Origin of the sequence: Patulibacter sp. NPDC049589, from assembly GCF_040675535.1 — a bacterium.
Taxonomy (GTDB): Bacteria; Actinomycetota; Thermoleophilia; order Solirubrobacterales; family Solirubrobacteraceae; genus Patulibacter.
The window spans coordinates 1-22,218 of the sequence record NZ_JBFAPC010000096.1; the positions used below are offsets into that span (position 1 = coordinate 1).

The 22,218-nt window shown below is 73.3% G+C and carries 18 protein-coding genes and 1 pseudogene; 2 read left to right on the forward strand and 17 right to left on the reverse strand.

What is annotated here, in order from left to right; genetic code table 11:
* The 7 genes from AB0L40_RS17360 to AB0L40_RS17390 form a co-directional block, all read right to left on the reverse strand.
* Nucleotides 1-1,032: NtaA/DmoA family FMN-dependent monooxygenase (locus tag AB0L40_RS17360; protein ID WP_364357143.1), on the reverse strand; the 1,032-nt coding region annotated here is incomplete at its 3' end.
* 30 nt (nucleotides 1,033-1,062) lie between these two features.
* On the reverse strand, nucleotides 1,063-2,409 hold the full coding sequence (locus tag AB0L40_RS17365; RefSeq protein ID WP_364357146.1) for an LLM class flavin-dependent oxidoreductase: 1,347 nt from the start codon (nucleotides 2,407-2,409) through the stop codon (nucleotides 1,063-1,065).
* A 78-nt stretch (nucleotides 2,410-2,487) separates the two neighbouring features.
* Nucleotides 2,488-3,846 carry an LLM class flavin-dependent oxidoreductase gene (locus AB0L40_RS17370; RefSeq protein WP_364357149.1) on the reverse strand — a complete coding sequence of 453 codons (1,359 nt, stop codon included), beginning with the start codon at nucleotides 3,844-3,846 and terminating at the stop codon, nucleotides 2,488-2,490.
* A 67-nt stretch (nucleotides 3,847-3,913) separates the two neighbouring features.
* Complete coding sequence (locus AB0L40_RS17375; RefSeq protein ID WP_364357152.1) at nucleotides 3,914-5,626, reverse strand: ABC transporter ATP-binding protein; 1,713 nt, start codon at nucleotides 5,624-5,626, stop codon at nucleotides 3,914-3,916.
* Complete coding sequence (locus AB0L40_RS17380) at nucleotides 5,623-6,522, reverse strand: ABC transporter permease (protein ID WP_364357155.1); 900 nt, start codon at nucleotides 6,520-6,522, stop codon at nucleotides 5,623-5,625. The genes AB0L40_RS17375 and AB0L40_RS17380 overlap by 4 nt, the downstream gene beginning before the upstream one ends.
* Nucleotides 6,519-7,517, reverse strand: coding sequence for an ABC transporter permease (locus tag AB0L40_RS17385; protein ID WP_364357158.1), 999 nt, complete (start codon nucleotides 7,515-7,517; stop codon nucleotides 6,519-6,521). The genes AB0L40_RS17380 and AB0L40_RS17385 overlap by 4 nt, the downstream gene beginning before the upstream one ends.
* Nucleotides 7,514-9,229 carry an ABC transporter substrate-binding protein gene (locus AB0L40_RS17390; RefSeq protein ID WP_364357161.1) on the reverse strand — a complete coding sequence of 572 codons (1,716 nt, stop codon included), beginning with the start codon at nucleotides 9,227-9,229 and terminating at the stop codon, nucleotides 7,514-7,516. The genes AB0L40_RS17385 and AB0L40_RS17390 overlap by 4 nt, the downstream gene beginning before the upstream one ends.
* A gap of 427 nt (nucleotides 9,230-9,656) precedes the next feature.
* Between AB0L40_RS17390 and AB0L40_RS17395 the strand changes: the two genes are divergently transcribed.
* Nucleotides 9,657-10,721, forward strand: coding sequence for an aldo/keto reductase (locus AB0L40_RS17395; protein WP_364357164.1), 1,065 nt, complete (start codon nucleotides 9,657-9,659; stop codon nucleotides 10,719-10,721).
* Between the two features lie 6 nt (nucleotides 10,722-10,727).
* Here AB0L40_RS17395 and AB0L40_RS17400 read toward each other — a convergent pair whose 3' ends face one another.
* Both AB0L40_RS17400 and AB0L40_RS17405 read right to left on the reverse strand, forming a co-directional pair.
* Nucleotides 10,728-11,549 (reverse strand): IclR family transcriptional regulator, encoded by an 822-nt coding sequence (locus AB0L40_RS17400; protein ID WP_364357167.1) that lies wholly within the window; start codon nucleotides 11,547-11,549, stop codon nucleotides 10,728-10,730.
* A 34-nt stretch (nucleotides 11,550-11,583) separates the two neighbouring features.
* On the reverse strand, nucleotides 11,584-13,359 hold the full coding sequence (locus tag AB0L40_RS17405) for a hypothetical protein (RefSeq protein ID WP_364357170.1): 1,776 nt from the start codon (nucleotides 13,357-13,359) through the stop codon (nucleotides 11,584-11,586).
* Between the two features lie 127 nt (nucleotides 13,360-13,486).
* Between AB0L40_RS17405 and AB0L40_RS17410 the strand changes: the two genes are divergently transcribed.
* On the forward strand, nucleotides 13,487-14,287 hold the full coding sequence (locus tag AB0L40_RS17410) for an SDR family oxidoreductase (RefSeq protein ID WP_364357173.1): 801 nt from the start codon (nucleotides 13,487-13,489) through the stop codon (nucleotides 14,285-14,287).
* Here AB0L40_RS17410 and AB0L40_RS17415 read toward each other — a convergent pair.
* From AB0L40_RS17415 to AB0L40_RS17450, 8 genes and pseudogenes are all read right to left on the reverse strand, one after another.
* Nucleotides 14,284-14,889, reverse strand: a complete 606-nt coding sequence (locus AB0L40_RS17415; protein WP_364357191.1) for an oxygenase MpaB family protein — start codon at nucleotides 14,887-14,889, stop codon at nucleotides 14,284-14,286. The genes AB0L40_RS17410 and AB0L40_RS17415 overlap by 4 nt on opposite strands.
* Before the next feature lie 188 nt (nucleotides 14,890-15,077).
* The gene (locus AB0L40_RS17420; RefSeq protein WP_364357176.1) at nucleotides 15,078-15,521 is read right to left on the reverse strand and encodes an SRPBCC family protein; all 444 of its coding nucleotides are present in this window, start codon (nucleotides 15,519-15,521) and stop codon (nucleotides 15,078-15,080) included.
* 113 nt (nucleotides 15,522-15,634) lie between these two features.
* Nucleotides 15,635-17,269: an aminomethyl-transferring glycine dehydrogenase subunit GcvPB gene (gene gcvPB, locus AB0L40_RS17425; RefSeq protein WP_364357179.1), complete on the reverse strand. Its 1,635-nt coding sequence runs from the start codon at nucleotides 17,267-17,269 to the stop codon at nucleotides 15,635-15,637.
* Nucleotides 17,266-18,675: an aminomethyl-transferring glycine dehydrogenase subunit GcvPA gene (gene gcvPA / locus AB0L40_RS17430; protein ID WP_364357181.1), complete on the reverse strand. Its 1,410-nt coding sequence runs from the start codon at nucleotides 18,673-18,675 to the stop codon at nucleotides 17,266-17,268. Before gcvPA ends, gcvPB begins: the two co-directional genes overlap by 4 nt.
* Before the next feature lie 84 nt (nucleotides 18,676-18,759).
* Complete coding sequence (gcvH, locus tag AB0L40_RS17435) at nucleotides 18,760-19,146, reverse strand: glycine cleavage system protein GcvH (RefSeq protein WP_364357183.1); 387 nt, start codon at nucleotides 19,144-19,146, stop codon at nucleotides 18,760-18,762.
* 138 nt (nucleotides 19,147-19,284) lie between these two features.
* Nucleotides 19,285-20,364 (reverse strand): glycine cleavage system aminomethyltransferase GcvT, encoded by a 1,080-nt coding sequence (gene gcvT / locus AB0L40_RS17440; protein ID WP_364357185.1) that lies wholly within the window; start codon nucleotides 20,362-20,364, stop codon nucleotides 19,285-19,287.
* A gap of 221 nt (nucleotides 20,365-20,585) precedes the next feature.
* Nucleotides 20,586-21,749, reverse strand: coding sequence for a cell division protein FtsZ (gene ftsZ / locus AB0L40_RS17445; RefSeq protein WP_364357188.1), 1,164 nt, complete (start codon nucleotides 21,747-21,749; stop codon nucleotides 20,586-20,588).
* Between the two features lie 121 nt (nucleotides 21,750-21,870).
* Nucleotides 21,871-22,218: pseudogene (locus AB0L40_RS17450) on the reverse strand (hypothetical protein); the annotation flags it as partial.

Consider the following 22,218-nt stretch of genomic DNA (forward strand, 5'->3'; position numbering starts at 1 on the left):
GCGGCGCGCGAGCTCGGCGATCAGCGTGGAACGGCTCTTCGAGCCCTCGATGTCGGCCTCCTCCGGGACCTCGGGCAGCGGCGCGTCGAGCTCCGCGCCCGTGAGGTCCACCCCGAAGAAGTGCGACAGCTGCCGGAGCCCGAAGGCCGGGATGATCCGGTCCTCGAACTCGCGCTCGCGCTCGCGGGCCTCGGCCTCGGTCCCGCCGAGGAACGGCACGATGCCCGGCAGGATCTTGATGTCGTCGCGCGAGCGCCCCGCCTCGACGGTCCGTGCCTTGAGATCGGCGTAGAACGCCTGACCGTCAGCGAGCGTCTGCTGGGCGGTGAAGACCGCCTCGGCGAAGCGCGCCGCGAAGATCCGGCCGTTCAGCGACGACCCCGCCTGGACGAGCAGCGGGTACCCCTGCGGGGAGCGCGGGACGTTCAGCGGCCCGGCGACGCGGAAGTACGGGCCCTCGTGGTCGACCCGGTGGATGCGCTCCGGATCGGCGAAGACGCCGGCGTCCTTGTCGCCGATCGGGGCGTCGTCCTCCCAGCTGTCCCAGAGCTTCGTGATCGCCTCCAGGTAGTCGGCCGCCCGGGCGTAGCGGTCGACGTGCAGCGCCTGGCCGTCGCGGCCGAAGTTCCGCGCCGCCTCGTCGCCGGCGGTCGTGACGATGTTCCAGCCGGCGCGGCCGCCGCTGATGTGGTCCAGCGACGAGAACCGCCGGGCGAGGTCGTAGGGCTCGGTGTAGCTCGTCGACGCGGTCGCGATGAGGCCGATCCGCTCGGTGCTCACCGCCAGCGCCCCCAGCAGCGTCGTCGGCTCGAGGATCCCGACCGGGCGGAAGCGCGGGTCGCCGTGCAGGACGGGGCCGTCGGCGAAGAACACCGAGTCGAAGCGCCCGCGCTCCGCGAGACGGGCGACGTGGATGTAGTGCTGGACGTCGATCGTCGCGAACGGGTCGGACTCCGGCAGCCGCCAGGCGGCCTCGTGGTGTCCGATGTCGTGGATGAACGCGTTCAGGTGCAGCTGGCGCTTCTCGGGCATTGCTCGACTCCTCGTTGCTCTCGTCCGGGCCTACGCCGCGGCCGCGGTCCTCGCGACCCGGCGCGCGCTGGTCGGGCGGGCCAGCCCGAGGTGGTCGCGCAGGGTGGTTCCCTCGTACTCGTGGCGGAAGATCCCTCGGCGGCGCAGGATCGGCACGACGTGCTCGACGAACGCCTCGAGCCCCGACGGGTTGACGTCGGGCATCAGGTTGAAGCCGTCGACCGCCCCGGCGACGAACCAGGTCTCGATCGCGTCGGCGAGCTGCTCAGGCGAGCCGACCACGAGGCGGTGCCAGGTGATCACGCGCTCGAGCAGCTGGCGGGCCGTGAGGCTGCGGTCGCGGCGAGCGAGGTTCAGCACGATCTCGCGGGAGCCCTGGGACCCGGCGGTCGACAGCTCGGTCGTGTCGAGCAGCCAGTCCGGGAGCGGCGCCTCCCACGAGAGCTCGGTGACGTCGATGCCGAGCTGCCAGGCGAGCGTGCCGAGTCGGTCCTCGCCGGCGATCTCGTTGAGCTCGTCGTTGCGGCGCCGGGCCTCCTCCTCGGTACCGCCGAGGACGAACGACAACCCGGGAAGGACCCGGATCGAGTCGGCGGGGCGCCCGTGGCGGACCGTCCGGCGGCGCAGGTCCGTCGTATACGCGAGCGCGTCCTCCAGCGACGCCTGCGCGGCGAAGACCGCGTCCGCCGTGCGCGCGGCGAGCTCGAGTCCCGCGGGTGATCCGCCGGCCTGCAGGACGACCGGGCGGCCCTGCGGCGTGCGCGGGACGTTCAGCGGCCCGGCGACGTCGAAGTGGCGGCCGTGGTGGTCGATCGGGCGCACCCGGCCGCCGTCGGCGAACCGCCCGCCGGCCTGGTCGGCGACGATCGCGTCGTCGTCCCAGGTGTCCCAGAGGGCGTTGACGACGTCGACGAACTCCTCGGCCCGCGCGTAGCGCTCGTCGCGGGCGCCGTGCGCCGCGGAGCCGAAGTTCGCCGCCGCGCTCGCGTCGGTGCTCGTCACGACGTTCCAGCCCGCGCGGCCGCGGCTCAGGTGGTCCAGCGACGCGAACCGGCGGGCGACGTTGTAGGGCTGGTCGAACGACGTCGAGACCGTGCCGACGAGCCCGATCCGCTCCGTCACCGCGGCGAGGTGCGACAGCAGCACCGTCGGCTCGAACGGCAGGCCGGGGCCACCCTCCGCGCCGCCCATCAGCGACGGGCTGTCCGCGAGGAAGATCGCGTCGAGCGTGCCCCGCTCGGCGACCCGCGCGACGTGCGTCCACTGGTCCGGATCGAGCGCGCCGACCGGGTTCGTGTACGGCGCCCGCCAGGCGGCCGGGTGCATGCCGTCGCCAAGGACGTTGTAGCCGAGGTGGAGCTGTCTGCGAGGGGTCATCTGCGGTCCTGGAGGTCGTGATCGGTGGCGGTGGTCGGGTGGGCGGCGCCGCCGGCGCCGCGGGGCGAGGGCCGGCGGTCAGGCGGCACGGAGGTCCCCGGCGGCCCACGGCGCGCCGGACCGGCGGCCGGACCGCGCGGGCCGGGCGAGGCCGAGGTGGTCGCGCAGGGTCGAGCCCGTGTACTCGTGACGGAAGATCCCGCGCTCGCGGAGGATCGGCACGACGTGGTCGACGAACGTCTGGAGCCCCGACGGGAAGACGTCGGGCATGAGGTTGAAGCCGTCGGCGGCGCCGTTCAGGAGCCACTCCTCGATCGTGTCGGCGACCTGCTCGGGCGCGCCGACGACGAGCCGGTGGCCGCTCTGGAAGCGCGCGACGACCTGCCGGACGGTCAGGCCCTCGCGCCGGGCGACGCCGAGGAACGACCGGTAGAAGCCGTGCGAGGTGTTGAACGAGCCGCGGTCGGCGACCTCGGGCACGGGGGCGTCGAGGTCGAGCTCGTCTGGGTCCAGACCGAGCGTCGCGGCCAGCTGGCCCAGGCTCGAGCTCCCGCCGGCCAGCTCCTCGAGCCGGGCGTACCGGGCGGCGGCCTCGGCCTCGGTCCCGCCGATCACCGTTGTCAGGCCCGGCATGACCTTCAGCGACGCCGGGTCGCGGCCCTCGCGGGCCACCCGCGCCTTCAGGTCCGCGTAGTAGCGCTGCCCGTCGTGGAGCGTCAGCTGGCTCGTGAAGACCGCCTCGGCGTGGCGCGCGGCGAGCCGCAGGCCCTGCTCCGAGGCCCCCGCCTGCACGAGCACCGGGCGCCCCTGCGGCGAGCGCGGGACGTTCAGCGGTCCGCGGACGGAGAAGTGCTCCCCGGCGTGGTCGATCGCGTGGAGCCGGTCGGGGTCGACGTACCGCCCCGTCGCCACGTCGCCGACGAGCGCGCCGTCCTCCCAGCCATCCCACAGCGCCGTCACGACGTCGAGGAACTCGTCGGCGCGGGCGTAGCGGTGGTCGTGGTCGGGCAGTGGCCCGTCCCCGAAGTTCGCCGCCGCGGCCTCGGAGTACGTGGTGACCGCGTTGAACCCGGCCCGTCCGCCGCTGACGTGGTCGAGCGACGCCACGCGGCGCGCAACGTTGTACGGCTCGTTGAACGAGGTCGACAGGGTCCCGACGACGCCGATCCGCTCGGTCGCCGCCGCGATCGCGGTCAGCGTCACCGTCGGCTCGAGCCCCATGAACGGCGGCTCGGTGGTCGGCGGCGCGAACAGGCCCGGGGAGTCCGCGAGGAAGATCGCGTCGAGCGTCCCGCGCTCCGCGATCCGGCCGACCTCCTGGTAGAAGCCGACGTCGTAGAGCCCGGCGGGGTCGGTCTCGCCGGAGCGCCAGGCGCCCGAGTGGCACCCGACGCCCAGCACGTTCACGCCGATCGACGCCTGCGGCCGCGCGCTCATCGTGCTCGTCCTCCCCCGCGCCGCGCCGGCTCCCCGGCGCCACGCACGACCGCGGTGCGGGCGGACGTCATGCGACCCGCGCCTCGCGCACGGGCTCGTGCCGCAGCCGCGGGACGGCCGCGACGAGCCGCTTGGTGTACTCGTGGCGCGGGCGGAGGAGGACGTCGTCCGCCTCGCCGTGCTCCACGGCCAGGCCCTCGCTCATCACGAGCACCCGGTCGCTGATGTGGTGCACGACGCCGAGGTCGTGCGAGATGAACAGGTAGCTCACGCCGAGCTCGTCGCGCAGATCGCCGAGCAGGTCGAGGACCTGCGCCTGGATCGACACGTCGAGCGCGGAGACGGGCTCGTCGCAGACGATCACGCGCGGCCGCGGGGCGATGGCCCGGGCGATCGCGACGCGCTGGCGCTGGCCGCCGGAGAGCTCCAGCGGGCGGCGCCGGCGGAACGCGCGGGGCAGGCCGACCTGGTCGAGCAGCTCCTCGACGCGCGCCCGCCGCGCGGCCGCGCCCTGGACGTCGGCGCCGATGCTGTCCTCGACGATCCGCTCGACGGGCCAGCGCGGGTCGAACGAGCTCAGCGGGTCCTGGTAGATCACCGAGATCTCGTTGCGGCGCGGCCGGCGCTCCTTCTCGCTCAGCGCGCTCCACGGCTGCCCGCCGAGGAGGACCTCACCGCGGTCGGGCGTCTCGAGCGCCAGCGCGATGCGGGCGGTCGTCGACTTGCCCGACCCGGACTCGCCGACGACACCGAGGGTCTCCCCCACGCCGAGCGCGAACGAGACGTCCTGCACCACGGTGCGGACGACGCGGTCCGGGCCGCGGAAGCTCTTGACGAGCCCGGTCGCCTCGAGCAGCGGCACCGACGGGTCCGCAGGCGCGACGGCCGGGTCCGGGACGGCGCGCACCGCGGAGATCCGCGACGGCTCGCCCGGGGACAGCCGCGCCCCGCGCGAGTGCGCCGACGGGACCGCGTCCAGCAGCCGCTGGGTGTACTCGTGCTGCGGGTTGCGGAAGACCTCGTCGGCGACGCCGCGCTCGACGACCTCGCCGTCCCGCATGACCAGGACCTCGTCGGCCATGCGCGAGACGACCGCGAGGTCGTGGCTGATGATGATCAGGGCCTTGCCGCGGTCGCGGGCGGCCTCGAGGAGCTCGAGCACCTGCGCCTGGACGGTGACGTCCAGTGCCGTCGTCGGCTCGTCGGCGATGATCAGCTGCGGGTCCAGCGCGAGCGCCGAGGCGATCAGCGCGCGCTGGCGCTGGCCGCCGGACAGCTCGTGCGGGAGCTGCCGGGCCTTCAGCTCGGGATCGGGGACGCCGACCTGGTCGAGCAGCTCGACGACGCGGGCGTGCCGCTCGGCCTTCGTGCCGCCGACGCGGTGGACGCGGGCCGCCTCGTCGATCTCCTTGCCGACCGGCCGCAGCTGGTCGAGCGAGACGAGCGCGTCCTGGGACACGAAGCCGATGTCACGGCCGCGAATCTTCCGCCAGTCGCGGTCGCCGTGGCGCGAGACGTCGCGCCCTGCGAACTCGAAGCGGTCGACGGCCAGCGACGCGCGCCGGCCGGTGAGCCCGACGAGGGTCCGCGCCGTGACGCTCTTGCCGGAGCCGGACTCGCCGACGATGGCGAGGCACCGCCCCCGGTGGAGCTCGAACGACACCCCGTCCACGACGCGCCGGTCGTCGACCGACCGCCCGAACGAGACGCGCAGCCCCTCCAGCCGGACCAGCGGTCCGGAATCCTGCGCCGCAGCGCCGATGACCTCGATGTCGCTCATGCGTCCTCCACCTTCACGTTGCCTTCCAAGCGCTCCTGGACGTGTCGTCCGACCACCGTCACCGAGAGGGCGAAGAGCACGATCGCCGCTCCGGGCATCAGCTCCAGCCACCACGCCTCGGTGACGTACTGCCGCCCGGCGTCCAGCAGGGCGCCCCACTCCGGCGACGGCGGGGCGACGCCGAGGCCCAGGTACGCCAGGCCCGACGCGAACGCGATCGACTGCCCGACGCCGAGCGTGAAGATCGCCACCAGCGGCCGGATGGCGTTGGGGAAGATGTGCTGTCGGACGATCCGCGAGCGCGTGTGCCCGACGGCCCGGGCCGCCTCGACGTAGCCCGCGCGGCGCACGGTGATGAACTGCCCGCGCACCATCCGGGCGTATCCGGGGGACGTCCCGACCCCGACGGCGACGATCGTCGTCGTGATGCCGGCGCCGAAGATCGACACCAGGAGCAGCGCGAGGAACAGCGTCGGGAACGAGAACAGGACGTCGATGAAGCGGCTGACGGTGCCGTCCGTCCAGCGGCCGCCGAGGCCGGCCGCGACGCCGAGCAGCAGTCCGATGACGAGGGCCACGCCCGTCGCCCCCAGGCCGATCTGCAGCGACTGCCGCGTGCCGGCGACGACGCGCGAGAACACGTCGCGGCCGGACTGGTCGGTGCCGAACAGGTGGCTGCCCGACGGCGCCTTCAGGCCCGACAGCAGGTCGGTCCGGTACGCGTCGTGGGTCTGCAGCAGACCCGGCGCGATCGCGGCGATCAGGAAGACGATCAGCACGACGGTGGCGAGCTGCACGCCGATCGGCACGCTGCGGAGGTAGGCGCGGGCGACGGAGAGCCGGTGGCCGCGCGAGCGACCAGGCGCCTCGTCGAACGAGGGGTTCGCGGTGCTCATGCGTCCTTCAACCTCGGATCGATGATCGTGTAGGCCACGTCGACCAGCAGGTTCGCCACCACGTAGACCGCCGCGGAGACGATCACGATGCCCGTGACCAGCGGGATGTCCCGGGACGTCGCGGCGCCGACGAGGACGCCGCCGATCCCGGGCCGGGCGAACACCGTCTCGACGATGACCGCGCCGGAGAACAGGAAGCCCAGCGCCCAGCCCGAGAGCGTCACGCCGGGAAGCGCCGCGTGCCGCAGCACGTGGCGGATCCGGACGCCGAGATCGCTGGCGCCGCGGGTCCTGGACGACGTCACGAACGGCTGGTCCAGCAGGCGGGTGAACTCGTCCTGGCTCACCTGCCCGAGGAACCCGGCCACGGGGAGCGCGAGCGTGATCGCCGGCAGGACGAGCCCGGAGATCCCGCTGCCGCTCTCCACCGGGAAGATCCCCAGCTGAATCGAGAAGACGACCAGCAGGATGGTGCCGACCCAGTACTGCGGGACGGCCGCGGAGACGATCTGGAACCCGGAGGCCAGGCGCGAGAAGACGTTGTCGCGCCCGGCCGCCAGCACCGTCACGGTCAGGGCGATCGCCCAGGCCAGCACCAGCGAGACGAGCGTCAGCACGATCGTCGCGCCGATCTGGTCCCCGATGATCTTCGTGACCTCCTGGTGCTGGAAGTACGAGGTGCCGAGGTCGCCGTGCGCGAGCCCGCCGATGTAGTGCAGGTACTGCGAGAACAGCGAGTCGTCCAGGTGGTAGGTCGCGTTGACCGCGGCCCGCTGCTCCGCCGTCGGGGACGTCATCGTCCCCGCGGTCTGGTTGATGATCAGGCGCGCCCGGTCACCGGGCATCAGCGCCTGCAGGAGGAAGGTGACCGTCGCGGCCGCCCACAGGACGCCGACGGCTCCGAGGAGCCGCCGGCCCGCACGGCCGACGAGCCGGCGGCGCCGATCCGGCGTCGCCGTCCCGACGGCCGCGAGGGCGTCGACCGTGGTGCTCACTTCTTGACCAGGTACGCGTCGCTGAACACGGGCTCGCCGATCGCCGGGCTGAGCCAGACGTCACGCAGCTTCTTGGTGTTGACCGCGAGCGTCACCGTCAGCGGCCGCAGGCCGAGGACGAGGGCGTCCTTGGCGACGATCCGCTCCTGCGCCTGCTGGTAGAGCTTCGTCCGCGCTGCCACGTCGGTGGTCTTGTCCGCCGTCGAGATCAGCTTCCAGGTCTCCGGGTCGTCGAACTGGCCGACGTTGTTGCCGTTCGGCACGCCGAGGACCTTCTGCGGCGCCCAGATCACGTGGAGGATCTCGGCGGTGCGGGCGACCCAGTACCAGGGCTCCGCGTCCCACTGCCCGGCGGCGTGGTCCTGCCCGGAGAACAGCCCAGCCTGCGTCACGGGCTTGAGGACGACGTCGAAGCCGACCTGCTTGGCCTGGTCCTGGATGATCTGCAGGACCTGGACGTCGTCGTTGGTGACGTTGTTGCCCGGCGAGTAGACGATCTTGATCTGGAGCGGCTTGCCGTCCTTGACCCGGATGCCGTCCTGGTTCTTCTGGGTCCAGCCGGCCTGGTCGAGCAGCGCCGCGGCCTTGTTCGGGTCGTAGTCGTAGGCGTGCTCGAGCGACTCGAGGTGCTCGGGCGAGCCGGCGCTCAGCGCGCCGTTGCCGTTGTAGGGCGCCGCGCCGCGGAAGATCGTCTCGACCGCCTTGCGCCGGTCGGACGCGTAGCCGAAGGCCTGTCGGACGCGGACGTCGGTGAACGGGCCGTTCTTCGTCTCGAGCGCGAGGCGGACGGGAACGCCGCCCGTGATGTGCTGGAGGATCTCGTACTGCTTCTTCGCGGCGCTCCAGTTGGCGCCCGGGACCTCGTAGATCGCGTCGGACTCGCCGGACGTCAGCGAGCCGTAGCGCTGCGTGTCGTCCTTGAGGAACTTCCAGTCGATCCCGTCGACGTACGCCGGGCCCTGGTGCTTCGCGTTGCCCGGCGCCGAGGCGTAGTTCGGGTTGCGCTTGAGGACGACGTCCTTGCCGTGGTTCCACTTCTCGACGGTGAACCCGCCGGTGCCGACCGGGCGCTCGCAGCCGTTGGCCTGCGTGCCCTTCAGCGTCTTCGGCGAGAGGATGCCGAAGGCGTACTGCGACAGCACGCTGAGCAGGTCGTGCGGCTCCTTCAGCTTGATCGTGACGGTCGCCGGGTCGGTGGCCTCCACCGAGTCGATGACCTTGCCGACGTGGAAGTCGACGTAGGAGTTGTACGTCCAGGCGTCACGGTCGAGCCACGCCTTGAAGTTCGTCTTCACGGCGTCGGCGTCGAACGGCGTGCCGTCCGTGAACTTGACGCCCTGCTTGAGCTTGAAGGTGTAGGTCTTGCCGTCCGGCGAGATCTTCCAGGAGTCCGCGAGCCAGGGGTAGAACTTGCCCTTGGCGTCGACCGACACGAGGCCGTCGAGGAACTGGCGCGACAGGTAGCCCGTCTGGACCCAGGTGTTGATGAGGCACGGCGGCTCCTGCAGGTGGCCGTACTCGATCGTGCCCCCCTGCGTCGGCTTCGACGGCGTCGCCTGGGCGGCGTTGCTGGTGCCGCCGCCCGAGTCGGACGATCCGCAGCCGGCGAACGCGACGACGAGGGCCAGCGGGACGGCGGCGCCTGCGAGGCGCCGCAGCCGGCGAGCGGGTGCTCCTGCACCATCGGAAACGCCTGCGTCCCCATCCCCCACGAGGGGGTGGTCAGTGCGTGGTGAGCTGGTGCGTGCAAGGAATGTTCTGAGCATGAATTTGGCGGCTCTCTAACGCGGAGTCGTCGCGAACGGGCACGTCGGTTCGACGGCGCGCCGCAAGCTAGCAGAATCCCGATCCGTTTTCGGGCTTTTGGCAAGTGACGGTCGTCACAGGATCCCTATTGCCCTTCTATCACTGGTGATTCATGTCGTATTCGGCGTCCGACGGCGGTCGCCTCGTGCCGAAAACGCGTCAACCCGTGCGGTTATTGTTTGTTTTCAGATCGGGAATAGCTACTATCGAGAACCCCAGGGAGCGCAGGAGCCGCGCGTCCTCCACACGGGACGCCATCCACACGCACGCGGGCCGGCCTTCGGGCCCCACGACCCGCGCCCCGGGACCACCAACAACCATCGCTGGAGCACCATGAGCACCAATCGCCGTCCCTTCGGTCGCACCGGGGTCTGGATCAGCCCGCTGACGCTCGGAGCCATGAACTTCGGCGTCCGTGCGAACGCCGACCACGACGACAGCATCCGGATCATCCACGCGGCGCTCGACGCCGGGATCAACGTGATCGACACCGCCGACGTCTACTCCCAGGGCGAGTCCGAGGAGATCGTCGGCAAGGCGCTGAAGGGTGCCCGGCGCGACGGGACGTTCCTCGCCACGAAGTTCCACGGCCAGATCGGCGAGGAGCCCCACCGGCGCGGCAACTCGCGGCGCTGGATCTTCCAGGCCGTCGAGGACAGCCTCCGGCGCCTGGACACGGACTGGATCGACCTCTACCAGGTGCATCGCCCGGAGGACGAGACCGACGTCGAGGAGACGCTCGGCGCGCTGGACGACCTCGTCCGTCAGGGCAAGATCCGCTACGTCGGCTCCTCCACCTACGACCCGTGGGAGATCGTGGAGGGCCAGTGGGTGTCGCGCACGCGCGGGATCTCGCGGGTCGTCTCCGAGCAGCCCCCGTACTCGATCCTCACGCGCGGGATCGAGCGCGAGCTGCTCCCCGTCGCCCAGCGCTACGACCTCGCGGTCCTGCCGTGGAGCCCGCTGGCGGGCGGCTGGCTGTCCGGCCGGCACCGCCGAGGCCAGGAGCAGCCGGTCTCCGACCGCGCCGGCCAGTTCCCCAACCGCTTCGACCCGGCCCATCCGGACAACGCGGTGAAGCTCGAGGCGACGCTGCAGCTCGGCGAGCTGGCCGACGAGCTGGGCATCTCCCTGGTGCACCTCGCACTGGCGTGGGTGCTCGAGCACCCCGCGGTGACGTCGGCGATCATCGGCCCGCGCAGCTTCGAGCAGCTCGAGAGCCAGCTCGGCGCCGTCGACGTCCGGCTGACCGCCGACGTGCTGGACCGGATCGACGAGATCGTCCCCCCGGGCACGAACGTCAACGACGCCGACGGCGGCTACGTGCCGGAGAGCCTCTCGGACCCGTCCCGCCGGCGCGGTGGCCGCACGAGCCACGGCTCGCCCCGGCGGTTCTGACCGCGGTCAGGCCCAGCCGGGCGGCAGCACGGCGGCGAGCTCCGCCGCCGTGCGCCCGAGGGCCTCCACGAGCTCGGGCAGGCGCTCGTCCGGCAGGCGGAACGCCGGGCCCTGGATCGAGATGCCGGCCCGCGACGGCTCGTCGTCGCCGGTCGGGATCGCGACGGCCACGGCCCGCACGCCGGTCTCGCGCTCCTCGTCGAGCAGCGCCCAGCCGCGCCGGCGGATCTCCCGGAGCTCGACGCGCAGGGCGTCGCGGTCGACGATCGAGCGGGGCGTCGCCGACACGAACGGCTCGATCGACTCCAGCAGGCCGGCGCTCATCATCTCCTGCGCCACCACCACCTTGCCGACCGCGGAGACGTTGATCGGCGTCCGCGTGCCGTCCGGCGAGCGGAACCGCAGGGCCTGGCTCGTGTCGTTGGCCTGCATGCGCTGCACGGCCTCGTTGCCGTCGCGCACGAGCAGCGTCACCGACTCCCCGACCTCGCCCGCGAGCCGGCCGAGGATGCGCCGGACCTGCTCGAGCCCGGAGCGGTCGTAGTGCGACTGTGCGAGGGCGACGATCGCGGGACCGAGGCGGTACCGCTCGCTCCGCTCGTCCTGGACGACGTACCCGGCGTCGACGAGCGTCCGCAGCAGGCGATGGGTCGTGCTGATGCCGAGCCCCGTGTCGTGCGCGATCTCCGACACGCCGAGGTCGTCCTGGACCGTGGCGAAGCGGCCGAGGACCGCGAGCACGCGGGCCGCCGAGCGGCTGCCGGGCTCGGACGCCGGGGGGTCGGCCGACCCCCCGGCGCGGGACGACGGCGCAGGAGGGCTGCCCATGCGCGGCACGCTATACGAGGACCCGCTGCGACCGTCAGGCGTCGACCGCGGCGGCCGCCGCTGCGAGGTCCGACCACTCCCACCAGGGCGGGTGCTCGACCTGCGAACGCACGAGCGCCCGCCACGGCCGGTCGGCGCCGCGTGCGCGCGTCAGGGCGCTGGCCCCCGCGATCTCCAGCGCCTCGCTGACGATCCTGCGGCCGTGCTCGAGCGCGAAGAGCCGCGCGGTCGACGCCGCGACCTGCGCGCCGGCGGGGTCGCGGGCCACGAGCGCGCGGGCGCCGTCGGCGATCAGCCCGTCGAGCGCCGCGAGCGTCACCGTCAGCTCGCCGAAGCGCAGGATCGCGTGCGGCTCGTCGGTGGCCCGCTCGACGCCGGCCTCGGGCCAGGCGCGCGTGCGTGTGCCCACGAACGCGAGGGCGTCGCGCAGCGCACCGCGCACGACGTCAGCCTCGTGCGCGGCCCACCGCAGCTCGGCCGCGGCGGCCGACCGGACCGCAGCGACTCCCGGCGCGGGGCCGCCGGACGCCGTGCGGCCGGCGCCGGGCGTGGGTCCGAGCTCGTCGGGACGGAGCCCCGCGGGGACGACCGGCGCCGTCACCGGGACCGGGACCGTGGCGCGGTCCCGGAGCGCCGGGAGCCGGGACGCCGGGAACTCGCCCGTCAGCGCGTGGCGACCGACGTGGTGGAACGACCAGCGGCCGGGGTCGTGGACCGCGTGCGTCCGCGCGTTGCGCCACGCGAGCTCGACCCAGGCGCCGTGCTCGGCGTCGGGACCCTCCAGCCACCCGACCGCGGCGTCGGCCGTCCGCACGGACGTGCGGTAGGCGAGCGCCTTGGCCGCGTGGATCGCCAGGCCGGCCCGCGCGACGGTGGTCGCGTCGCTGCCCGTCCCGAGCTCGTCGACGCGGGCGGCCGCGGCGCGCAGCAAGGCACGGGCGGCCGCGACGTCGACGGCGGCGCGCGCGAAGGCGGTGCTGCGCCGGCGCCCGGTGCTCCACGCCCGGCCGAGCACGCCCTCGGCGATGCCGACCTCGATGGCCGGGTGGATGAGCTGGCACGGGTGGAAGCGCGCCTCGGCCGCGACAGGGTCCTCCCAGGGCGACAGGACGTGGTCGAGGCGCACGAGGACGCCGTCGAAGCGCGTGCTGCCGCTGAAGGTCGCCCGCTGCCCGATCGCGTCCCACCGCGGGTCGAAGCTCACGCCCGGCGCGTCGCTGCGGACCAGCGCCAGCCGCGACCGGCCGTCCGGGTCGAGCGCCGGCGCGGCGAGCCACTCCGCCGTGCTCGACCCGGTCGAATACGCCTTCGTGCCGTCGAGCGCGTAGCCGCCGGCGACCGGGCGCAGGACGCTCTCGGCCCCGCCGTCGGCGTTGGTGTTCCCGAACCGCGCCCCGCGCTCCAGGACGTCGGCGAAGATCGCGCGGCGCACCGGGGCCTGCGCCGTCCGGACCGCGTGCACGTTGCCGACGTGCCCCTGGACCTGCTGGGCCAGCGCGGGATCGCCGGCCGCGAGGATCCGCACGACGTCGGCCACGAGGCCGGCGCCGGCGCCGAGCCCGCCCTCCTCCGCGGGGACGACGATCCCGAGCAGGCCGCTGCGCCGCAGGGCGTCGAGCGCGTCCTGGTCCGGGACCGCCGCGGCGTCCCGGCGCAGGGCGCCGTCGGCCCAGGAGGACCCGAGCGCCCGGGCGTGGTCGAGGGCCTCGGGGGCGGACCGGACGACGACCACCCGTGACGCGTCCGCGCCGACGGTGCCCGCGTCGCGCCGGGACTGATCGGGGCTCGTGCCGGTGACGGGAACACTCATACACCGGAAAGCCTATCTGCTTTCCGGCTTTCTGCGTCGGGCATCGTCCGGCGCGACCCGCCGCCGACGAGGACGGGGAGGCGCGGCGCCCGCGGGCCGGACGGCGCGCCCCGCTAGCGTGGGGCGCATGGACCTCGGACTGACCGGCAAGCGGGCCCTCGTCACGGGCGGGAGCCGCGGGATCGGGCTCGCCATCGGGCGGGCGCTGGCCCTCGAGGGCGCTGCGGTCGCGCTCCTGGCCCGCGACGAGGCCGCCGTCCAGCTGATGGCCGAGGAGCTCGCCGCCGAGACCGGCGCCCACGTCGTCGGCGTCGCCGCCGACACCGGCGACGACGCCGCGGTCCTGCGGGCCGTCGCCGAGGTCACGGAGCTGCTCGGCGGGATCGACGTCGCGGTGAACGCCGCCGCGCGGCCGGCGTCGAGCGGCCCGGCGCTGTCGGCGATCGAGACGACCGACGACCGCGTCCGCGAGGAGCTCGAGGTGAAGCTCCTGGGCTACCTGCGGGTCGCCCGGGCCGTCGCACCCCAGATGATCGACCGCGGCTGGGGCCGCATCGTCAACGTGTCGGGCCTGAACGCCCGGCGCTCGGGCTCGGTGGCGGGCTCGGTGCGCAACGTGGCGGTGGCCGCGCTGACGAAGAACCTCGCCGACGAGCTCGGCCCGCTCGGCGTCAACGTCACGGTCGTCCACCCGGGGCTCACCCGCACCGAGCGCACGCCGGGCATGGTGGCCGCGCGTGCCGAGAAGGACGGCTCGAGCGCGCAGGACGCCGAGGCCGCGCTCGTCGCCGACGTCTCGATCGGCCGCATGGTCGACGCCGCCGAGGTCGCCGACGTCGTGGCCTTCCTCGCGTCGCCGCGCAGCGTCGCGATCAACGGGGACGCGATCGCGGCCGGCGGCGGGCAGCTCGGGCCGATCTTCTACTAGCGGGCGGCCGGTGCGACGCGGGCCGGGGCCGGCCGGTCGCGCTCCGGCAGGTAGCCGACGTCCGCCATGTGCGGGCAGGCGCCGTACTCCGCCCCGAAGCCGTCGGTCCACGACCGCTCGGCGTGGTCAGGCAGCACCGCACGACCCCCGAAGTAGGCGCGGGCCAGCAGGCCGACCATCCACCGGGTCGAGGCCCGGGGGCGCTTGAGCCGCAGCGCATCGAGGAGCTCGTCCTCCATCAGGGCCAGCGTCAGCTCGCGGCCGATGCGGCGGGCCGCCGGCGGCAGCCAGCGGGCGGCGAAGTCGTCGATCATGGCGTTGGCGACCGCGGCACCGCCGGCGGACCAGCCCCAGTTCTCGGCCTCGTAGTCCTGCATCCACGCCCAGAACGCCTCGGGCGTCGCTGGCACGTCGGTCAGGTGCATCCCGTCGCCGATCCGCCGCCAGAAGTGGAAGTTCGCGTCCTTCTCCTTCTCGCTCAGCAGGTCGAGGCCGAGGAGCCCGGGAATCCGGACCGCCTCGAACGTCAGCGACGCGAGCGTGTAGAGGCTCTGGTCGTTGCGGATCGGGAACTGCGCGTGGATCTCGTTCAGCCGCTCGATCGCCGCGCGGCCGCCGGTCTTCCGCTGGGTCCTCGCCCCGGACGCCGTCGACTACCCGGCGCGCCTCCTGCGCTGGCGCGCGGAGCTGCGCGCCCCGCTACGCGGCCTGATCGGCCGGCCGGGCCCCGCTGCGTCGGCGACCGGAGCCCGCGGCATCCCCTCCGCGGCCCACCGGCCGCGAGGCGGCCTCAATCCTGCAGCTCGTCCGCGAGCTTCGCCAGGACGCGGCTCTGGATCGCGCGCAGGCCGTTGGGCGCGAAGGTCCGCTCGAAGAAGCCGCCGACGCCACCGGCGCCCTTCCACGTGGTCTCGATCTTCACGGTCGACGTCCGGTCCGTGAGCGGCTCGGCCTTCCACGTCGTCACGAGCGTCGAGTTGCGGTCGCGCTCGACGACGTCGCCATGCGTCGTGACGTCGATGTCGGCGATCACGTCGCGGGAGCGCTTCTTCGTCGCCTGGAGCGTCCAGGCGGCGACGGTGCCGTCGCCCTCGCCGCCCTCGAGCACGCGGTACTCGCGGTACTCGTCGGTGAGGATCCGCGGGCGGATCGTCGCGTAGTCCTGCAGGGCCTTGCGCACGACGTCGGCGGGCGCCGGGATCTGGGCTTCGGTGAGGACGTGGATCTGGCTCATGCGGTAGGGATGCTCCCGGATCGGGCGGACTGATGGGGACCAGGCCCCGTCCCGGGCTACGCGGATCCCGCCGCACGGACGTGCGACGGGCCCTCCGCGGCCCCGGGAGGGCGCTAGGCGATCGCCTGGCGGATGCGCGGCTTCTTCGCCGCGCCGGCCTCGTCGAGGCGGCGGACGGGGGTCGAGTACGGGGCGTTCTGGGCGATCGTCGGGTCCTCGGCGGCCTCGCGGAGGATCTCCGCCAGCGCCTCGGCGAACGCGTCGAGCGTCTCGCGGGCCTCGGTCTCCACCGGCTCGATGAGGAGGGCCTCCTCGACGAGCAGCGGGAAGTAGACCGTCGGCGGGTGGAACCCGTGGTCGAGCAGCCGCTTGGCGAGGTCGAGCGTGCGGATGCCCAGCTCGCGCTTCATCGGGCCGCCGGAGATCACGAACTCGTGCATGCAGCGCGTGCCGAAGGCGAGCGGCAGCTGCTTGCGCACGCCGAGCTCCTCGAGCTTCGCCAGCAGGTAGTTCGCGTTGAGCACGGCGACCTCGGACGCGTCGCGCAGGCCCGAGCCGCCGAGGCTCAGGATGTACGCATAGCAGCGGACGAAGACGCCGTAGTTGCCCTGGAAGCCGCGGAGCTTGCCGATCGACTTCGAGCCCGGGGCGCCCTCGGGGAGCGCGGCCGGGTCGGACACGAGGTCGAAGCGGTACGTCGGGGCGGACCCGTTGGCCGGGGTCTCCTCCTCGCGCCGGATCACCGGCACGGGGACGTACGGCGCGATGCGGTCGGACACCGCGATCGGGCCGGAGCCCGGACCGCCGCCGCCGTGGGGCTGGGTGAACGACTTGTGCAGGTTGAAGTGCACGATGTCGAAGCCCATGTCGCCCGGGCGCGTGATGCCCATGATGGCGTTGAGGTTCGCGCCGTCGTAGTAGAGGACGCCGCCGACGCCGTGGACGATCGAGGCGATCTCCTCGATGTTCGGGTCGAAGATCCCCAGCGTGTTGGGGTTCGTGAGCATGATCAGCGCGACGTCGTCGTCGGCCTTCGCCCGCAGGTCGTCGATGTCGACGCCGCCGTCCGGGTTCGTCGCGACCTTCACGACCTCGAGCCCGGCCATGGTCACCGTCGCGGGGTTCGTCCCGTGGGCGGTGTCCGGGGTCAGGACCTTGTGGCGCTTCTCGCCGCGGGCCTCGTGGTAGGCCCGGGCCAGGAGGACGCCGGCGAGCTCGCCGTGCGACCCGGCCGACGGCTGCAGGCAGACGTGCGGCAGGCCGGAGACCTCGGCCAGCTGTCGCTCGAGGCCGTACATGACCTCGAGCGCGCCCTGGGCGTGGTCGGCGGTCTGGAACGGGTGCAGCCGCGCGTGGCCCGGCAGCGCGCCGACCCGCTCGTGCAGGCGTGGGTTGTACTTCATCGTGCACGACCCGAGCGGGTAGAAGCCCGTGTCCAGGTCGAAGTTGCGGCGGCTCAGGCGCACGTAGTGGCGGACGAGCTCCGGCTCGGTGACCTGCGGCAGGCGCGCCGGGGCCTTGCGGCGGAGGGCCTGCGGGATGATGTCGTCGAGCGGCACGTCCGGGACCCCGGTGGCCGGGGCGACGAACGCGCGGCGGCCCTCGACGCCCTTCTCGAAGATCGTGGTCGCGTGGTCGCGCTGGATCGGGTTGACCGACGTGGTCGGCGCCGCGAGCGGGCGCGGGTCGGAGCCGCCGGCGGCGGGCAGGACCTTCTCGGTCGGGATGGTGTTCTCCGTCGTGCTCATGCCGAGACCTCCGTACGGGCGGAGGCCGGCGTCGTGCCGCTCCGCTGGGCCTGGATCGCCTCGCCGACCAGGCGGGCGAGCTCGTCGATCTGGTCCTTCGTGCGCTGCTCGGTGAGCGCGACGAGCAGGCCGTCGTCGTACTCGCCGGCGTGCGTGCGCGCCAGCGCCAGGCCCGGGTTGACCCCGTGGTCCTGGACGTAGGAGACGAGCTGCGGGACGTCGATCCCCGGCAGGCGCAGCGCGAACTCCCGGACGACCGGCTGCTCGTGGAGCAGCTCGACCCCGTCGACGGCGGCCAGCGTGGTGCGCGCGTAGTGCGTGCGCTGGACGAGCAGGTTCGCGAGCTCCGGCAGGCCCTCGCGGCCCAGCCAGCCGAGGTAGACGACGCCGGCCAGCGCGTTGAGCGCCTGCGACGTGCAGATGTTCGACGTGGCCTTCTCGCGGCGGATGTGCTGCTCGCGCGTCTGCAGGGTCAGGACGAAGCCGCGGCGGCCGTCGACGTCGGTCGTCTCCCCGGCGATGCGGCCCGGCATGCGGCGCAGGAAGGCCTCGCGCGCCGCGAAGAAGCCGAAGGAGGGGCCGCCGAAGTCCAGGCGGTTGCCGAGCGTCTGACCCTCGCCGACGGCGACGTCGACGCCGGTCTCGCCGGGGGGCGCCAGGACGCCGAGCGTGATCGGGTCGTACGCGCCGATGACCACGGCCGGCGAGTCGCTCTTGGCGGCGTCCGACAGCGCCTGGACGTCCTCGACGGCGCCGAGGAAGTTCGGCTGCTGGAGGATCGCGGCGGACGTCTCGCCGTCGACCGCGGCGGACCAGGCGTCGAGGTCGGTGACGCCGTCCTTCAGCGGGACGACCGTGACGGTGCTGCCGTAGCCGACGGCCAGGGTCTGCAGCGTCTGGATCGTGTGCGGGTGCACGCCGGCGGACACGACGATGCCCGTCTTGGCGTTGACGAGCTTGGCCAGGTAGGCGGCCGCGGCGACGGCCGACGGGCCCTCGTAGACCGACGCGTTGGAGACCGGCAGCGCGGTGAGCTCCGAGATCGCGGTCTGGTACTCGAACATCACCTGCAGGCCGCCCTGGGAGACCTCGGGCTGGTACGGCGTGTAGGGCGTCAGGAACTCCGACCGGCCGAGCAGCATGTCGATGATCGACGGCACGTAGTGGTCGTACATCCCCGCACCGAGGAACGTGACCTCGTCCTCCGCGGACGTGTTCTTCGCCGCCAGGCGCCCGAGCTCGGCGTTGACCTCCTGCTCCGACAGCCCCTCGGGGATGTCGAGCGGCCGGTCCATCAGCAGGCTCTGGGGGATCTGCTCGGCGAGCAGGTCCTGGATCGAGGCGACGCCGACGGCGGCCAGCATGGCCTCGCGGTCGACGTCGGTGGCGGTGGTGTAGCGGGTCACGTGATGCCCTTCCGGGAGGGGTGCGAAGGTCGGGACCGGTCCGCCGCCGCGCGGGCGGCGGGCCGATGGGGCGGTGCGTGGTGGCTAGGCGAGCGAGGCGACGTACGTCGCCTGGTCCTGGAGCGCGTCGATCTCGGACGGGTCCGACAGCTTCACCTTGACGAGCCAGCCGCCGTCGTAGGACGACTCGTTGATCGACTCCGGCGCGTCCTCGAGCGCCGAGTTGACCTCGACGACCTCACCCGACAGCGGGGCGATGACGTCAGAGACGGCCTTGACCGACTCGACCTCGGCGTAGCTCTCGTCCTTGGTGACCGTCGATCCGACCTCGGGGGCGTCGAAGAAGACGACCTCGCCCAGCGCGTCCTGGGCGAACCAGGTGATGCCGAACGTGGCGACGTCGCCGTCGATGCGGGCCCAGTCGTGCTCGGGGTGGTACTTCAGGTCTTCGGGATACGACGCGTCGGCCATTGCTGCTCCAGGTACGGGGTCGGGGTGAGGGGCGGTTGAGACTGATCCCACCCGGCGGCGCGGTCGGCGCGGACGGGGAGGGCTGCCGGCCGCGCGCACGGCCTGGTGGTCGGGCGGCGCGGGACGGTGATCATCCGGTCAGGCGGGGCGCTTGTAGAGCGGCTTGGTGGCGACCTCGGCGGGGCGCACCCGGCCGCGGACGTCGATCTGCAGCGGAGTGCCGACCTGCGCGCTCGCCACGGGGACGTACGCCAGGCCGATGCCGATGCCCAGGCTCGGGGAGAAGGTGCCGCTCGTGACGGTGCCCCCGCCGACGACGTCGTTGCCGCCGCGCGGGATGCCCTTGTCCGTGAAGCGGAACGGGACGAGCTTCTCGCCGTGCGGCGAGCCGTCCGCGCGGGCCGTGGCGACGGCCTCGGAGCCCACGAAGCCCGTGGCCTCCTTGCACGCCCAGCCGAGTCCGGCGCCGATCGGGTCGCGGTCCTCGGAGAGGTCGTTGCCGTAGAGGTGGAAGCACGCCTCCATCCGCAGGGTGTCGCGCGCGCCGAGCCCGGCGGGCGTGGCGCCGGCGGTGAGGAGGGCGTCCCAGAGGTCCGGGGCGGTCGCCGGCGGGACGAGCAGCTCGACGCCGTCCTCCCCCGTGTAGCCGGTGCCGGCGACCAGGACGTCGGCGTCGTTCCAGATCGCGCCGCCGGTCTTGAACGGCCCGGGCAGCTCGTAGCCGAGGACCTGCGAGGCGATCCGGCGGGCGTCAGGGCCCTGGACGGCGATCATCGCGAACTCGTCGAAGGCGTCCTCGACGGTGACGTCGAAGCCCTCGGCCCAGCGCTGGAACCAGGCGAGGTCCTTGGCGTGGTTGCTCGCGTTGGTGACGGTCAGGTAGACGTCGTCGGCCAAGCGGTAGGTGAAGAGGTCGTCCAGGACGCCGCCGTCCTCGGTGCAGAGGACCGAGTACTGGGAGCCCCCGACGGCGATCTTCTCGACGTCGTTGGAGAGGATGCGCTGCAGGAACGCCGCGGCGTCCGGTCCGACGGTCCGGATCTCGCCCATGTGCGAGACGTCGAAGATGCCGCAGGAGGAGCGGACCGCGAGGTGCTCCTCCTTGACGCCCGCGTACTGGACGGGCATCTCCCAGCCGGCGAACGGCACCACGCGGGCACCGGCGGCAACGTGCCGCTCGTACAGCGGCGTGCGCCGCAGATCCGTCGTCGAACTCACCGAGCCAGCCTACCAACGGGGTTCTCGGCCGACTGTGCGGCTGGATGCCGCGTGCGAGGACGTCGGGCAGGACGGAATGGGTGGCGTGGGCCCGGCAGACGCCCGGAGGGCGCCGACCCGCGTCGCCCGGGTCGGGGCCCGGCCCTCTCCGGCTGGCCCGAAGTCCTGCCGAGGGCTGGCGAGGCCGGGGCCGAGTCGCTCGGGCCGGGGGCCGGCCCGCCCTACCGGAGGAAGGCGGGGATGTCGATGTCGTCGTCGCCGATCTCGAGCGACGAGCCGGTCTGGCGACCGGCGCGCGGGGCGCGGTCGTCGTCGCGGCCACGACGTGGACGCTCGGAGCGGTCGCTGCGGTCCGAGCGATCGGAGCGGTCCGACCGCTCCGTGCCGCGACCGGGGCGCTGCGCCGGCTGGCTGCTGGCGGACTGCGCGGCCGCGCGGGTCTTGTCGAAGCCGGTGGCGATGACGGTGACGCGGATCTCGTCGCCCATGTCCTCGTCGATGACGGCGCCGAAGATGATGTTGGCGTCGCCGTCGGCGGCCTGCTGGACGATCTCGGCGGCCTCGTTGACCTCGAACAGGCCGAGCTCGCGGCCACCGGTGATGTTCAGCAGGACGCCGGTGGCGCCCTCGATGCTGTCCTCGAGCAGTGGGCTGGCGATCGCCTGCTTGGCGGCCTCCCCGGCGCGGGTCTCCCCGCCGGACTGCCCGATGCCCATGAGCGCGGTGCCGGCGTCGTGCATGACGGTCCGGACGTCCGCGAAGTCGAGGTTGATGAGGCCCGGGATCGTGATCAGGTCGGTGATGCCCTGGACGCCCTGGCGCAGCACGTTGTCGGCGGAGCGGAAGGCGTCGAGGATCGACGTGCGCTTCTCGACGAGGCCGAGCAGGCGGTCGTTCGGGATCACGACGAGCGTGTCGACGACCTCGCGGAGGCGGTTGATCCCGTCCTCGGCCTGACGCATGCGCTGGCTGCCCTCGAACGAGAACGGCCGCGTGACGACGCCGACGGTCAGCGCGCCGATCTCGCCCTTGGCGATCTCCGCGATGACGGGGGCCGCACCAGTGCCGGTGCCGCCGCCCTCGCCCGCGGTGACGAAGACCATGTCCGCGCCCTTGAGCGCGTCGCGGATCTCGTCGCGGGACTCGGACGCGGCCGCGTGACCGACCTCGGGGTTGGCGCCGGCCCCGAGCCCGCGGGTGACCTCGCCCCCGATGTTGATCTTGATGTCGGCGTCGCACATCTGCAGCGCCTGGGCGTCGGTGTTGCAGGCGACGAACTCCACGCCGCGCAGGCCCGCGTCGATCATGCGGTTGACGGCGTTCGTGCCGCCGCCGCCGACGCCGACGACCTTGATGACGGCGAGGTAACTGCCGGTGGCGTCCATAAAAGTGTGTGTCTCCGGTCCTGGGGGTGCGCTGGGGGTTGAGGGAACGTGCGGGTGGGTCCCGACCGCGAGCGCCCAGACAGCCAAGCTAGGTGCGCTTGGCTCGTGTTGTCAACGTGGATCATAGGCACGCAACGGGGATTGCAGCGCTATCTCTCGACGTCGACGCGAGCCTCAAGTAGTCGGGCCTCAGGCTGTGGTTCAGGGTGTGGCCTGGCCCGTTGGTGCCGTCCCGCCGCCGGACGTGGTTCCGGCGGTCCCGCTCGTGGAAGGTGTGGTGCCCGGGCTCACGGAGCCCGAATTCGTGGTGGTTCCCGTCGCCGTGGACGGTGTCCCGGTGCCGGTCGCGGCGGATCCCGTCGCCGTCGGGGTGCCGCCGGTCGTCGTCGCGGCGGCCGCCGCCGGCGTCGTCGTCGCGGGGGTCACGGGGGCCGCGGCGGGCGTGGCGGCGGCGCCCGTCGAGGCCGTC